Origin of the sequence: Alkalicoccobacillus gibsonii (genome assembly GCF_016798245.1) — a bacterium.
Lineage (GTDB): Bacteria > Bacillota > Bacilli > Bacillales > Bacillaceae_D > Alkalicoccobacillus > Alkalicoccobacillus gibsonii.
On the sequence record NZ_JAEUZA010000001.1, the window covers coordinates 467,252 to 480,590 of the forward strand.

Below are 13,339 nucleotides of genomic sequence, written 5' to 3' on the forward strand. Positions count from 1 at the left end.
AAGATGAAGCGATATGTAAAAGGGAGTGAAAAAAGTGCAAAAGGAATGCTGGACCGTTACTGAATCCATTGTTTTTGAAGATGAAACGATTCAAATTGTACAAACAGCTGATTCGTCCTATCCTGCCATTCTTTATAAACGTTTTTTTCCTGCTGTCTCAATAGGAACAAAGCTAGTCATTAATCAAACGGCAACAGCGCTTAACTTAGGAACAGGTGGGTTTGATTTTGTAAAGCACGTATTTGCGAGTACTAGAGAATCCGAGAAGAATGAGTCTCATATTATGAAGCTTCGATATATGCCTTTGCAGCACGTAGTAAACAGTCTGGAAGAAAGAAAAGAACTTCACCCATTGTTTGAGAATCATTCTTCCTTACAAAATAAAAAGATCATTCTTGCTGAGCTACATAGTATGGTTCCGATTATTTACGATGTAGCCATTGAATTAGACGAGACTGCATCGTGCTGTTTTATTTTTGATGACAGTGCTTCGTTAACGATAGAAATAAGTTCGCATATCCGCAGACTTCAAGAGTTAAGCAATTTTCATTCAATTACAATTGGTCAATGTATAGGAGGAGAGTTTGACGCAGTAAGTCTAGCATCGGCTCTGCAGTTTGCTCATGGTTATCTTCATGCAGATCTAATCGTTATATCAGTTGGACCAGGGGTAGTAGGGACAGGGACGAAGTATGGTCATTCAGCAATGGACATAGCTAATTGGGCAAATACAGTTGGAGCGTTAGGAGGTTGTCCGGTGTGGATACCGAGGCTTTCCTTTGCGGATAATAGGGATCGGCACTATGGATTAAGCCACCACACCATTACACCATTATATGAATTTACGTATTGTCCATGTATGCTTATCTTTCCTCCGCTACAAATCGAACAAAAGAAAGTGATTGAAGCACAACTAACTAATGTGAGCCGTGTTGACCACCAATTGATTTATTCTTCCAACTTATCAAATGAGGAAGCTGTAAGGCGCGTGTTGTCAGTTGGAAAGGTTAAAACAATGGGGCGTGGATATAACGACGATCCAGTGTTTTTTGAAGCTATATCTGAAGCCGTTTCTTTTTGCCTTAAAGGATGCACATCTTGAATCCATTCTGACACATAGACTTGTTTCTTTAATTGCTGTTTTAATCTAGCTTTAATTTCCCATGCTTTTCCTACTAGTAGAATGCCATCTTCATGAATGTGAATGTTCATACTTTCACTCCTGTCTATTACGTATGGTACACTCTTATGAGAGAATCCATACTTGTAGACCAAAGGAGTTTGACTCATGACATATTTAACGGAAAAGACGATCTCAACGGAATCCATTTTTACAGGAAAGGTAATCTCTTTACAAGTTGACACGGTAACCCTACCCAACGGAAACGAAAGCAAAAGAGAGCTTGTTAAGCATCCTGGAGCGGTGGCTGTAATTGCCGTAACAGATGAAGGGAAACTCGTGCTTGTTAATCAATTTCGAAAACCACTTGAAAAGGCGATATTAGAAATCCCAGCAGGTAAAATTGATCCAGGTGAAGCCCCAATTAAAACAGCAGCTCGCGAATTAAAAGAAGAAACAGGATACACTGCGAAGGAATTAGAGCTTGTAACTTCCTTTTATACATCGCCCGGATTTGCAGATGAGATCATCTATATATATGAAGCGAAGGGACTACTTCAAGGTGAGGCAAGCCCAGATGCAGATGAATTTGTAGAAGTCACAGAGGTAACGCTTGAGCAAGCTCAAGCTCTTGTTAATGATCAAACCATCCATGATGCAAAAACTGCCTATGCCGTCATGTACCTTCTATTAAAACAAGCACAAGCGAAGTAGTCATATCTGATGGCCTGTCCTCATATCCTAAAATAGGTTAATGAGGGGGCCATTTAATGAAAAAGCGGACGATTCAGGAAGTGATTCTGACACACGTTGAAGAAAATCGGACAATCTACTTATTTACAACCGTTTTATTTCTAATTGGTATCGTCTTTGGTGCGATCATAGTCAATAGCTTACATTTGAATCAGAAGAACGACTTATATATGTATTTGAATCAATTTTTTGTTCAAGTTCAAGACGGGAACATAGCAGGTTCTAAAGAAATCTTCAGTCAGAGTTATATTCATTACGGGAAGTATTTTGCTCTCATGTGGATTTTAGGTTTATCTTTAATTGGACTTCCCGTCATTTTAATTCTCCTTTTTCTAAAAGGCGTTGTTGTAGGATTCACGGTTGGTTTTTTAGTGAACCAAATGGGGTTCCAAGGATTTCTTTTGGCAGCTGTATCGATCCTTCCACAAAATCTTTTGCTTGTCCCTGCTTTTATCATTGTTGGAACTGCGAGTGTATCTTTTTGTTTGAAGATGATCCGTCAGCAATTTGCTAAAAAAGTTCATCAGCCTGTTTTTCCTCAATTTCTACGATATTCATTACTACTTTTATGTATGGGAGGAGCCTTGTCAGTAGCTGCGGCGCTCGAAGCGTACGTTTCTCCTTATCTTATGAAATTAGTGGTCGGATAAACGATACTCATTTTCATTTAATAATGATTATTTGTTAATAGATAATAATCATTATCAATTGACACTGTTTTTCAATAAGATTATAATAAACGTATTGAAATGGAAGTCGGGTTAGGAGGAGTACTGATGGAAAATCGTCTTGAGCGAATAAAGAAGCACCTTCATTCTCAAAGCTATAAGCTGACCCCTCAACGAGAAGCAACAGTGATGGTATTACTTGAACATGAAGAGGACCACTTGAGTGCTGAGGATGTTTACCTCCTCGTAAAGGACAAAGCTCCGGAGATTGGTTTAGCAACAGTGTATCGGACATTAGAACTTTTAGCAGAGCTAAAAATCGTTGATAAAATTAACTTTGGTGATGGGGTTTCCCGGTTTGATCTACGAAAAGAAGGAGCGGCTCATTTCCATCATCATTTGGTGTGTATTGAATGTGGCGCAGTAGATGAGATCGAAGAGGATTTACTAGGAGACGTTGAGAAGGTAGTAGAACGAGATTATAACTTTAAAATAAAGGATCATCGTTTAACGTTTCACGGTATATGCTATCGCTGTAAGGATCAATATGTGGATGAGTCAGAAGAAGAGTCAAAAGAAATGCAAAATCAAGCTTAATGAAGCAGGAAAAGACGCTATGAATGAATCATAGTGTCTTTTTTATATGTTTTCATATAGAAGGTATATTCCCCTTAGAAAATGGCATACCTTAAACAAGAGATGCTTGTTTTAAAGAAGGGGATGTTATTGATGAAAGACTGGGTTATAGCTGGATTACAAACATTTAAAGTCATGCTTTTATTTATTGGATGCACGTTATTCTTTTATTATGGTATTCTATGGGTAAGTCAAGAATATGAGAGTTACTATCGCTACGATTCTCCAAGCGGAAATGCGGTGAAAGTAACAGCTGAAACGGATTCAGAACCCGATCATCCGTCTCTCTTAACTAGACTTGGCTGGTTTTATCAATTAGGAGAATAAAAGCTAGAAAATGGATGTGACTCAGCAATGCTTGATGATGTAGAAGACTTTATCCATTATTTGCAGGTTGAAAGAGGATATTCAGATAATACGATTTCTTCTTATCGAAATGATTTAAAGTCCTACCTCGCTTATCTAAAAAACGTGGAGACGATCTCTCGTCTTTCTGATGTGGATCGTTCCTTGATTGTTGAATACCTCTTTTTCTTAATGGAAAAGGGTCGGGCTGAGACAACGATTGCGAGAAGTATTGCGTCGATTCGAGGACTTCATCAATTTTTGTTAAGAGAAGGAAGAGTAGGTCATGACCCTAGCGTTCATGTTGAAATTCCGAAGGCACCAAAACGATTACCTAAGGTTTTATCCCCCAAGGAAGTTGAAGCATTACTTGAGGCACCCGGGAATGGTGATTCAATTGCTATTCGTAACCAGGCCATGCTTGAAGTGATGTATGCAACGGGCATACGGGTAAGTGAATTAATTGGGTTAACAACGTCTGATTGCCATTTAACAATGGGTTTTTTGCGTTGTCTTGGAAAAGGGAACAAAGAACGCATTATTCCTCTTGGGTCAAAGGCATCAGAGGCTGTACATACATACTTAGAAAAAGCTCGTCCACATTTACTGAAGAGTCAGCGCCATGATACGCTATTTGTGAATCACCGAGGGGGAGAATTGTCCAGGCAAGGGTTTTGGAAAATCTTAAAACAGCTTGCTATGAAGGCTCATATTGATAAGCCGTTAACCCCACATACGTTACGTCATTCGTTTGCGACACATTTGTTGGAAAACGGTGCAGATTTAAGAGCAGTTCAGGAAATGCTAGGACATGTAGACATTTCAACGACTCAAATTTATACACATGTTACAAAAAGTCGGATGAAGGATGTTTATTCGATGTACCATCCAAGAGCATAGGTCAATCTCAATGTTGTCTGACATCAGACATTGAGTAGAGAAAGGGGTCATAAAATGAACGAACAACCGTTTAAACGTGTCTTTTTAATTGTAATGGATTCAGTGGGTATCGGAGAAGCGCCAGATGCTGACAAATTTGATGATGTAGGTGCAGATACACTCGGGCATATTGCTGAGGCAATGGGTAACATCCAGCTACCTACGCTTGAAATGTTAGGTTTAGCTAATATCAAGGACATTAAGGGACTTAAAGCTGCAGATCAACCTAAAGCACATTTCGGTAAAATGCAGGAAGCATCTAATGGAAAGGATACGATGACGGGGCATTGGGAGATCATGGGACTAAATATTACCGAACCATTTCAAGTGTTTCCGGAGGGCTTTCCTGATGCCTTATTAAATGAATTGGAAGGGCAAATTGGTCGTGGCTTTATTGGGAATAAAGTGGCGTCTGGAACAGAGATCCTTGATGAACTTGCAGAGGAGCATGTGAATACAGGTAAGCTAATTGTGTATACGTCTGCTGACTCTGTTTTGCAAATCGCAGCACATGAGGATATTGTTCCAATTGAGGAGTTATACGATATTTGTGAAAAGGCACGTGCACTCACGTTGAAGCCTGAATATATGGTTGGTCGTGTGATTGCAAGACCTTTCCTTGGAGAAAAAGGAGCATGGAAGCGCACACCTAATCGACATGACTATGCATTAAAGCCATTTGGCCGTACAGTGATGAATGAATTAAAGGATGGCGGGTTTGATTCTATTGCCATTGGTAAAATCTCTGATATCTATGATGGTGAAGGAATTACTCAAACTGTTCGTACCACGTCAAATGAAGATGGAATGGATAAGTTTTTTGAAAGCATGGAGCAGGACTTTACTGGTATGAGCTTTTTGAATCTCGTTGATTTTGATGCATTATTTGGTCACCGTAGAGATCCGATCGGGTATGGTAAGGCACTTGAGGAATTTGATCTTAGATTAAAAGATGTGATTAAACAACTTGGTAGTGGAGATCTTTTAATTATTACAGCTGACCACGGAAATGATCCAGTTCATAAAGGGACCGACCATACACGTGAATTCGTACCTTTATTAGTGTTTGATCCAGATCAACCTAATACAATGGATTTAGGTATTCGTACAACGTTTGCAGACATCGGGGCGACCGTCGCTGATAATTTTGGCGTAACAGCACCTGAGTATGGGATGAGCTTTTTAAAGCAATTAAAAAAGTAAGACAAATGGGAGAGGGTTTTAATGAAAAAGGAATTAAAGCAAACGGCAGAGTATATTAATGGACAACTTTCAGCAACACCGAAAATCGGGTTAATCCTCGGCTCCGGACTTGGCGTGTTAGCAGATGAAATTGAACATGCTACGACTTTACCATACGAAGATATTCCAAACTTTCCGGTATCCACGGTTGAAGGACATGCAGGTCAATTGGTAGCAGGAACGATTGAAGGTAAGCAAGTTATTGCCATGCAAGGTCGTTTTCATTATTACGAGGGGTATTCAATGGAAGAGGTTGTGTTCCCAGTAAGAGTCATGAAAGAGCTTGGTGTGGAGCAACTAATTGTGACAAATGCTGCAGGAGCGGTAAATGAAAGCTTTTCTGTTGGTGACCTAATGATCATTCGTGATCATATTAACAATCAAAGTGCAAACCCGTTAATTGGACCTAATGACAGTTCTCTCGGATTACGTTTTACAGATATGTCCAACGCGTATTCAACAGAACTACGTACACTAGCTCACGAACAGGCTTCAAAATTAGAGCTTACAGTTCAAGAAGGTGTATATGTGGCAAATACAGGTCCTTGTTACGAAACGCCTGCTGAAGTTCGTATGGCTCGGGCATTAGGTGGAGATGCAGTAGGTATGTCCACAGTACCTGAGGTCATTGCTGCGCGACATGCAGGACTTGAGGTATTAGGTATTTCATGCTTATCCAATATGGCAGCGGGTATTCTATCACAGCCTTTAAACCACGAAGAAGTAATTGAAGTAACAGAACGAGTTCGTTCATCTTTTCTTGGTTTAGTAAAAGCAATTTTAAAAGAAATGTAAAAGGGGATAATATACATGACTAACATTGTAGAGCAAATTAAAGAATCAGCAACATACTTACAATCTTTCATTGAAAAAACACCTGAGATTGGTTTAATTTTAGGTTCAGGACTTGGAGAACTTGCTGACGAGATTGAAGGAGCGGCAAAAATTCCGTATAAAGACATTCCGAACTTCCCAGTTTCTACAGTTGAAGGCCATGCGGGTCAGCTTGTCATTGGTCAGCTACAAGGTAAAAGCGTGATTGCGATGCAAGGTCGTTTTCATTACTATGAAGGATATCCGCTTGAGCAAGTAACGTTTCCAGTACGTGTAATGAAAGAGCTTGGCGTTAACCTGTTGTTTGTGACAAATGCATGTGGTGGCATGAATAAAACATTCCAACCAGGAGATCTCATGATTATCACTGATCATTTAAACATGACTGGTGCGAACCCACTGATTGGACCAAATGCTCCGGAGCTTGGCCCTCGCTTCCCGGATATGAGTCAAGCATACACAAAAAAATATGTTGATCTTGCTTTAGAAACAGCTAAATCATTAGATATTAAGGTTCAACAAGGAGTATATGCAGGTGTTAGTGGTCCGACATACATGACCGGTGCAGAGTTAATCATGCTTCGTAATCTTGGTGGAGACGTCGTTGGGATGTCCACAGTTCCAGAAGTGATTGTTGCAAGTCATGCAGGAATGGATGTCCTTGGTATTTCGTGCGTAACAGATATGGCCATTGGTGAAGAGATTGCAGGGATTACGCATGAAGAAGTGATGGAAGTCGCTACGCGGACGAAACCATTATTTATCAAGCTAGTAAAAGAATTAGTCGCGCAAGCAAAACCTGAATAAAGGGGACGTGTTGACATGAGAATGGTTGACCTTATTGAAAAAAAGCGCAATGGTGAAGTGCTAACAGATCAGGAAATTCAATTCATTATCGAAGGCTATACAAACGATCAAATTCCTGATTATCAAATGTCAGCGTGGGCAATGGCGGTTTTCTTCCAAGATATGATTGATCAAGAGCGTGCTGCCCTAACAATGGCTATGGTGAAATCAGGGGAAGAGATTGATTTATCCGCTGTTGAAGGTATAAAAGTAGACAAGCACTCTACTGGTGGCGTAGGTGATAAAACAACCATTGCACTGGCTCCTTTGGTCGCCTCTGTAGGTGTACCTGTTGCTAAAATGTCCGGTAGAGGACTGGGTCATACGGGTGGAACATTAGATAAGCTAGAGTCCATTCCAGGGTTTCATATTGAACTCACAACAGAAGAGTTCATTGAGAAAGTAAATAAAAACAAACTGGCGGTTATCGGTCAAACAGGTAACTTAACACCTGCTGACAAAAAGCTTTATGGACTAAGAGATGTAACTGGCACAGTAAACTCTATTCCTCTTATTGCGAGCTCAATTATGAGTAAGAAGCTAGCATCTGGAGCTGATGGTATCGTACTTGATGTAAAAACGGGAACAGGCGCTTTTATGAAGGAGCTTTCTGATTCAAAACAATTAGCGCAAGCGATGGTCAAAATTGGCACAAAGCTTGGTAAGAAAACAATGGCTGTTATTTCAGATATGAATCAACCTCTTGGCCTTGCTGTAGGGAATGCACTTGAAGTGAAAGAAGCCATTGCGATGTTGAAAGGTGAAGGTCCAGAAGACGTACTTGAATTGTGCTTGACGCTTGGAAGTCATATGGTTGTTATGGCGAAGAAGGCTGAGTCAGTGGACGAAGCACGTAAAGCATTGGAAGATGCGATTTCTTCTGGTAAAGCGATTGAGACATTAAAAGTATTTATTGAAGCACAAGGTGGAGATGCATCCGTCGTAGATGATGTAACAAAATTCCCTGAAGCGCCTTATAAGATTGAAGTGAAGGCTCAATCAGAAGGAATGGTTAAATCAATTGAAGCGGATCGCATTGGTACAGCTGCAATGATGCTAGGTGCTGGCCGTGCAACAAAAGACGATGACATACTGCTAGACGTCGGCTTAATTCTTCATAAGAAGATTGGAGATGTAGTAAAGGTTGGCGACCCAATCGTCACATTACACAGCCGAAAAGAACAAGCAGAAGAAGTGGTATCAATTGTTCAAAAAGCTTACGACATCGCTCATGAACACATTGAAGCACCGACGTTGATCTATGAAGAAATTACAGCCTCACAAGGAACTGGATTTGTTTTATAATATCAATCAAAAAGCAATGAGGCTGTGACAAAACTAAAAATCAACGAGAAAATGGCGAATGATTCTACGGTTGAATCATTCGCCATTCGTATGTTCTGTATTTTTTGTAAGACGAGCGGAAGGAGAATCCCTCCCTTTCCGTGTGTACGGCCTCATTAATCATTCTATCATCCATTATAAATCAAGCGATAACGGTGGTTCTCCTGATTTATTCATTAAGCGAATATTCGTTGGGGTTAGTTTTAGGAAAACAAGCTTAGGATCATCTGGACCTTCAAAATACTTCTCTAGATGTTCGTTCCAAAGCTCATGTTTTGTCTCTTTATCTTCTTTAATCGTCGCTTTTCCTTCAAATTCTATAAATGTGTCACCAAAGCCTTCACCCTCATAGCCAAGCAATACGTGGACATTTGGGTTCGCTTCAATTTCATCTGTTTTGTGTGTATCAATACTTGTAGGGGTGTAAAGAGTTAACCCTTCGTGAAAGAATGTCATGTACCGAGTCAACGGCTGGTCACGAACAACTGTAGCCAATGTCCCTGTGTAATGCTCGTCCATAATCTTTTCAATTTTTCCTTTTAATTCTTCTTGATTCATCTTCTTTCTACCTCCTCAGGTTCTAACTAGAAGTAGTATTCCTGAAAATTCATAAATTGAAACATGCCGTTTTTTTATGTTTAAAAGAGAGATGAAAGGTGAATACATAGTTGTGAGAGTAATCTTATTGAAAAAGGGAGAGATTAAAGATGGCAGATGTTTTATACACTTCAAAAGCTACAGCAGTAGGTGGAAGAGAAGGTCACGTTAAATCAAGTGACTCTAATATTGATATGGATCTAGTGAAACCAGGAACATCTGGCGGAACAAATCCTGAACAATTATTTGCAGCAGGATACTCTTCGTGCTTTGATGGAGCGCTGAATCTTATTGCTTCAAAGGAAAGCAAGGAAATTGATTCTGAAATTACAGCGGCAGTGAGCCTTGTTAAAGATACTTCAGATGATGGATTTAAAATTGCAGTAGAATTAAAAGCATTAATCGGTGGCGTTTCACAAAGTGAAGCTGAAGATTTAGTTGAAAAGGCGCACGAATTCTGTCCTTATTCAAAAGCAACACGTGGTAACATTGATGTGAAATTAACGGTGGAAACAAAGTAATAAAAAGATACAGAATGATAACTTGTCGGATCTCTAGATAGAGGCTTCCGACAAGTTTTTTTGTGCGTTTTTTTAATTAATCGAATAAAGGGTTTAATCCATCCAGTTAGAAGGAATGCAGTTGATGTAAGACCATTCGAGATCAACAATTTAAGGAGGACTACCCATGATTGAATCAAAAGAACTCCAACAATTGAGAGACCAAAGATGTGAGAACGGATGCTTGACAATTTACTTAAACACAGATCAAGGCCAAATGGATCAAAAGAAAGGCGAATGGAAAATTCGCTTGAAAAATGGTTTGAAGAAACTAGAAGAATACTTAGAAAGTAGTTCAACCGACGAAGTGACTGCCTATCAGACCATCCGCAAGATTGCTGAAGAAGAAATTTTAAACAATCAAACAACCTTAACGAAGTCGCTTATCTTTATTGGTTCCTCCTCAGGAGACTGGCAACTAAAGAAGCTGCAAATACCACTTGAGAATGACTTTAGATGGGAAAAACAACCGGTGCTTGACCAACTAGAACAAAAACTTGAAGCATATCCTAAAACGGGAATTCTTTTAATTCAGAAACAGGATGTTGTTGCAGTTGAAACGTTTCTGGGTGAAGTAGAATCGGAGCACGTGTATACGTGGGATGCAGAAAGTGAAGATTGGAAGATGTATCAAGGATCCAGTTCTAGTAATGTGGCAGGTGCCGCTATTCATAAAGATCAATTTGATCAACGTTTTGATGCCAATCAACAAAGATGGTTTAAGCAATTAGCTGTAAAGATTCAGAAAAAAGCAAAGAAAAATGGTTGGAATGGTGTCTATCTTGTCGGATCGCCTGATCAAACAAGTGATTTTGAAAAACAACTGACTATGAATAACGTCGAAGTGGTAAAGAAAAACTTAACGAAATTAAAGTCAAATCAAATTATCAATGAATTGTTTGCTTCTTAGGTAAAGGAATACCATTTCAACAGAACGATCCTAAAAGGGGTCGTTCTTTTTTAAGTGCTTAATTCTTTAATGAAGGTCGTAAACTTTTTCATTGACTATATTTCGTGAGTCTAATATAATCTCTAAAGTAGAAACCGGATAGTTTTTTTGTGACCGACGAGTTACACGGAAAGAAGGACAAGCAATTATGAAAGAAACAATCATTCGTTCAGCCCTTCAGCTGTTCTCAAGAGAAGGGTACACATCGACTTCTATGCAAAGTATTGCGGAGGAGTGTGGGATTTCAAAAGCCTCTCTCTATAAGTATTTTGATTCTAAAGAGGAGCTGTTAATTCAAGTTTTTGAACAAAGTCTTACTCGGATGTTTCAACAAGCTCAAGAGATTACGGTCAATGATACACTCTCAAATAGAGAACGCTTTGTTCAAAAGATCATACTTGAGCTTGAAGTGAATCAGGAACAACGAGCCTTTGTAAACTTAATCGTTCGAGCAATGCCCATTCATCAAAATCAGAAAGTAAGAGATCTGATGAGCCGGACAAAAACGGCTTTAATGAATTGGCATAAACGCAGTCTGCTTGAAGCATACGGTGAGGACATTCGTCCATATGTCTGGGACCTTGTCGTTGTTTTTCAAGGAACCATTCGAGAATATATTGTGTTAATGATGGATGATTACAAAGTATTAGATAAGAATAAAATTGCAGAGTTATTAGTTTCTCATTGTGACTCCATTGTAGCAGGCTTTAACAAAGAACATACGGTCTTATCGACTTCATTAATGAATGAATACGAGACATTTACTCTTTTTGACAAGCAACGAACCGAAGAAGAGATCTTTATGGATATAGTTGATCGTATCTCACAGAAGACGGAGACATTGTCAGTTGGAAAGAAAAATGAGGTTCAGAATGCCATTGAGCAGCTTTTGTATCATTTGAAAAGTGAGGATGGTCAACATTTGTTAATTGAGGCCATTTGTCTTTATATTGATGCTAGAGTCTCAATTAAAGAAGAAATTGAGCGCATCACACAGCTTTTGAAAAATCGACATTGTAAAGAAGGTTATAGTACATGAGTACCGATCAAAATGATGTTTTAAAAAACGTGAATAAATTACCAATTATTGCGGTTTTGTTAGTGGGGGCATTTGTAGCGATCTTAAATCAAACCCTTTTAACAACCGCATTGCCAGTTCTTATGGCTGATTTAGATATCGATGCGAACTTAGGTCAGTGGGTTACTACGGCTTTTATGCTTGTAAATGGGGTCATGATTCCAATTACAGCTTTTTTAATTGAAAAATTTACAACGAGAAAGCTGTTTCTGACAGCCATGATTCTTTTTGGAATTGGAACATTGATCTGTGCCATTGCGCCAACCTTTACGTTCCTTATTACTGGAAGGATGATTCAGGCGGCTGGGGCTGGAATTGCGATGCCACTTATGCAAACCGTCCTCCTTTTAATTTTTCCAGTTGAAAAACGTGGATCGGCTATGGGGATGGTTGGTCTAGTTATTTCATTCGCTCCGGCTATCGGACCGACACTGTCAGGGTGGCTGGTTCAAAGCTATCACTGGACAGTCTTATTCTGGATCTTGCTTCCGATTATTGTGATCGATATTATTGCTGCCTATATCGTATTACGAAATGTCACGACATTACGTTCACCAAAACTTGATACGTTATCGATCATCTTATCTTCACTTGGATTTGGTGGATTGCTCTTTGGATTTAGTAATGCAGGGGCAAACGGTTGGTTATCTACGAATGTATTGCTACCAACTGTAGTTGGTGCAGTAACTCTTACTTGGTTTATTCTAAGACAGTTACGTTTAGCTCAGCCGATCTTAGAATTCCGGGTATTCAAATACTGGGTGTTTACCTTAACAACAGCCATTGGAATGATTGTGTTTATGTCCATGATTGGAGCAGCAACAATCTTCCCAATTTATATGCAAACGATGCATAACTTCACTGCACTGGAATCAGGATTAATGCTTTTACCTGGAGCCATTGTGATGGGGGTTATGTCACCAATAACAGGACGTATTTTTGATAAAGTAGGAGCTAGGTATTTAGGAATTATTGGTCTCGGTATGATCTTTGTCACAACAGCAATGTTTACCAATCTAACCGACTCAACCTCTATGCTCTATGTGACAATTGTTTATTCGTTCCGGATGTTAGGTGTTGCTCTTGTTATGATGCCAGTGACAACCGCTGGGATTAACGTTTTGCCAAGACATCTCATCCCACATGGTACCGCGATGAACAACACGATGCGTCAAATTGCTGGTTCAATTGGTACGGCTGTATTAGTGTCAGTCATGACGACAGCTGCTTTAAACGAGGCAGAGACTGGTAATGTAGGAATGATTGATGCACAGATTTCTGGAGTAAACACGGCATTTATGGTTGCAGCAGGAATTGCTCTTGTTGGATTTGTCCTTGCTTTCTTCATAAAATCCAATAAAAAACCACTACAAAAAGAAACGTACGGGACAAGTACTAGTCAAAAGCCTGTAACGGATCAATCGTAGA

General features: G+C 39.5%; 15 protein-coding genes and 1 pseudogene. 14 read left to right on the plus strand and 2 right to left on the minus strand.

Annotation, left to right across the window (positions count from 1 at the left end):
- Nucleotides 1–25 precede the first annotated feature (25 nt).
- Entirely contained in the window at nt 26–1,102 is a 1,077-nt protein-coding gene (locus JNO66_RS02550; RefSeq protein WP_273753144.1) for a DUF3866 family protein, read from the plus strand.
- 11 nt (nt 1,103–1,113) lie between these two features.
- On the opposite strand, the pseudogene mciZ reads toward JNO66_RS02550, so the two are convergent.
- Nucleotides 1,114–1,329 (minus strand): annotated as a pseudogene (mciZ, locus tag JNO66_RS20880) (Z-ring formation inhibitor MciZ); the annotation flags it as partial.
- Between mciZ and JNO66_RS02560 the strand changes: the two are divergent.
- From JNO66_RS02560 to JNO66_RS02600, 9 genes are all read left to right on the plus strand, one after another.
- Entirely contained in the window at nt 1,289–1,834 is a 546-nt protein-coding gene (locus JNO66_RS02560; protein WP_203086626.1) for an NUDIX domain-containing protein, read from the plus strand. The pseudogene mciZ and the gene JNO66_RS02560 overlap by 41 nt on opposite strands.
- A gap of 56 nt (nt 1,835–1,890) precedes the next feature.
- On the plus strand, nt 1,891–2,523 hold the full coding sequence (spoIIM, locus tag JNO66_RS02565; RefSeq protein WP_203086627.1) for a stage II sporulation protein M: 633 nt from the start codon (nt 1,891–1,893) through the stop codon (nt 2,521–2,523).
- A gap of 126 nt (nt 2,524–2,649) precedes the next feature.
- Nucleotides 2,650–3,138: a ferric iron uptake transcriptional regulator gene (gene fur, locus JNO66_RS02570; RefSeq protein WP_203086628.1), complete on the plus strand. Its 489-nt coding sequence runs from the start codon at nt 2,650–2,652 to the stop codon at nt 3,136–3,138.
- A gap of 132 nt (nt 3,139–3,270) precedes the next feature.
- Nucleotides 3,271–3,504 carry a YqzK family protein gene (locus JNO66_RS02575; protein WP_203086629.1) on the plus strand — a complete coding sequence of 78 codons (234 nt, stop codon included), beginning with the start codon at nt 3,271–3,273 and terminating at the stop codon, nt 3,502–3,504.
- A gap of 27 nt (nt 3,505–3,531) precedes the next feature.
- On the plus strand, nt 3,532–4,422 hold the full coding sequence (xerD, locus tag JNO66_RS02580; RefSeq protein WP_203086630.1) for a site-specific tyrosine recombinase XerD: 891 nt from the start codon (nt 3,532–3,534) through the stop codon (nt 4,420–4,422).
- A gap of 54 nt (nt 4,423–4,476) precedes the next feature.
- The gene (deoB, locus tag JNO66_RS02585; RefSeq protein WP_203086631.1) at nt 4,477–5,664 is read left to right on the plus strand and encodes a phosphopentomutase; all 1,188 of its coding nucleotides are present in this window, start codon (nt 4,477–4,479) and stop codon (nt 5,662–5,664) included.
- Nucleotides 5,665–5,685: 21 nt separating this feature from the next.
- Nucleotides 5,686–6,498: a purine-nucleoside phosphorylase gene (locus tag JNO66_RS02590; protein WP_203086632.1), complete on the plus strand. Its 813-nt coding sequence runs from the start codon at nt 5,686–5,688 to the stop codon at nt 6,496–6,498.
- Between the two features lie 15 nt (nt 6,499–6,513).
- On the plus strand, nt 6,514–7,344 hold the full coding sequence (locus JNO66_RS02595) for a purine-nucleoside phosphorylase (protein WP_203086633.1): 831 nt from the start codon (nt 6,514–6,516) through the stop codon (nt 7,342–7,344).
- A gap of 15 nt (nt 7,345–7,359) precedes the next feature.
- Entirely contained in the window at nt 7,360–8,688 is a 1,329-nt protein-coding gene (locus tag JNO66_RS02600) for a pyrimidine-nucleoside phosphorylase (protein WP_203086634.1), read from the plus strand.
- 174 nt (nt 8,689–8,862) lie between these two features.
- Here JNO66_RS02600 and JNO66_RS02605 read toward each other — a convergent pair whose 3' ends face one another.
- Nucleotides 8,863–9,285, minus strand: coding sequence for a pyridoxamine 5'-phosphate oxidase family protein (locus JNO66_RS02605; RefSeq protein ID WP_203086635.1), 423 nt, complete (start codon nt 9,283–9,285; stop codon nt 8,863–8,865).
- Nucleotides 9,286–9,434: 149 nt separating this feature from the next.
- Between JNO66_RS02605 and JNO66_RS02610 the strand changes: the two genes are divergently transcribed.
- The 4 genes from JNO66_RS02610 to JNO66_RS02625 all read left to right on the plus strand — a co-directional run bounded on the left by JNO66_RS02610 (nt 9,435) and on the right by JNO66_RS02625 (nt 13,338).
- The gene (locus JNO66_RS02610) at nt 9,435–9,845 is read left to right on the plus strand and encodes an organic hydroperoxide resistance protein (RefSeq protein ID WP_203086636.1); all 411 of its coding nucleotides are present in this window, start codon (nt 9,435–9,437) and stop codon (nt 9,843–9,845) included.
- A gap of 166 nt (nt 9,846–10,011) precedes the next feature.
- Nucleotides 10,012–10,794 carry a VLRF1 family aeRF1-type release factor gene (locus tag JNO66_RS02615; protein ID WP_203086637.1) on the plus strand — a complete coding sequence of 261 codons (783 nt, stop codon included), beginning with the start codon at nt 10,012–10,014 and terminating at the stop codon, nt 10,792–10,794.
- A 187-nt stretch (nt 10,795–10,981) separates the two neighbouring features.
- Nucleotides 10,982–11,872, plus strand: a complete 891-nt coding sequence (locus JNO66_RS02620) for a TetR/AcrR family transcriptional regulator (protein WP_203086638.1) — start codon at nt 10,982–10,984, stop codon at nt 11,870–11,872.
- On the plus strand, nt 11,869–13,338 hold the full coding sequence (locus tag JNO66_RS02625) for an MDR family MFS transporter (protein WP_203086639.1): 1,470 nt from the start codon (nt 11,869–11,871) through the stop codon (nt 13,336–13,338). The genes JNO66_RS02620 and JNO66_RS02625 overlap by 4 nt, the downstream gene beginning before the upstream one ends.
- Nucleotide 13,339: the final 1 nt, after the last annotated feature.

Coding starts and splice junctions, on each gene's coding strand:
- JNO66_RS02560 (WP_203086626.1), top strand. CDS start 1,289: ATGACATATTTAACGGAAAAGACGATCTCAACGGAATCCATTTTTACA.
- JNO66_RS02575 (WP_203086629.1), top strand. CDS start 3,271: ATGAAAGACTGGGTTATAGCTGGATTACAAACATTTAAAGTCATGCTT.
- JNO66_RS02610 (WP_203086636.1), top strand. CDS start 9,435: ATGGCAGATGTTTTATACACTTCAAAAGCTACAGCAGTAGGTGGAAGA.
- xerD (WP_203086630.1), top strand. CDS start 3,532: ATGCTTGATGATGTAGAAGACTTTATCCATTATTTGCAGGTTGAAAGA.
- JNO66_RS02605 (WP_203086635.1), bottom strand. CDS start 9,285: ATGAATCAAGAAGAATTAAAAGGAAAAATTGAAAAGATTATGGACGAG.
- JNO66_RS02590 (WP_203086632.1), top strand. CDS start 5,686: ATGAAAAAGGAATTAAAGCAAACGGCAGAGTATATTAATGGACAACTT.
- fur (WP_203086628.1), top strand. CDS start 2,650: ATGGAAAATCGTCTTGAGCGAATAAAGAAGCACCTTCATTCTCAAAGC.
- JNO66_RS02620 (WP_203086638.1), top strand. CDS start 10,982: ATGAAAGAAACAATCATTCGTTCAGCCCTTCAGCTGTTCTCAAGAGAA.
- spoIIM (WP_203086627.1), top strand. CDS start 1,891: ATGAAAAAGCGGACGATTCAGGAAGTGATTCTGACACACGTTGAAGAA.
- JNO66_RS02615 (WP_203086637.1), top strand. CDS start 10,012: ATGATTGAATCAAAAGAACTCCAACAATTGAGAGACCAAAGATGTGAG.
- JNO66_RS02600 (WP_203086634.1), top strand. CDS start 7,360: ATGAGAATGGTTGACCTTATTGAAAAAAAGCGCAATGGTGAAGTGCTA.
- JNO66_RS02595 (WP_203086633.1), top strand. CDS start 6,514: ATGACTAACATTGTAGAGCAAATTAAAGAATCAGCAACATACTTACAA.
- deoB (WP_203086631.1), top strand. CDS start 4,477: ATGAACGAACAACCGTTTAAACGTGTCTTTTTAATTGTAATGGATTCA.
- JNO66_RS02625 (WP_203086639.1), top strand. CDS start 11,869: ATGAGTACCGATCAAAATGATGTTTTAAAAAACGTGAATAAATTACCA.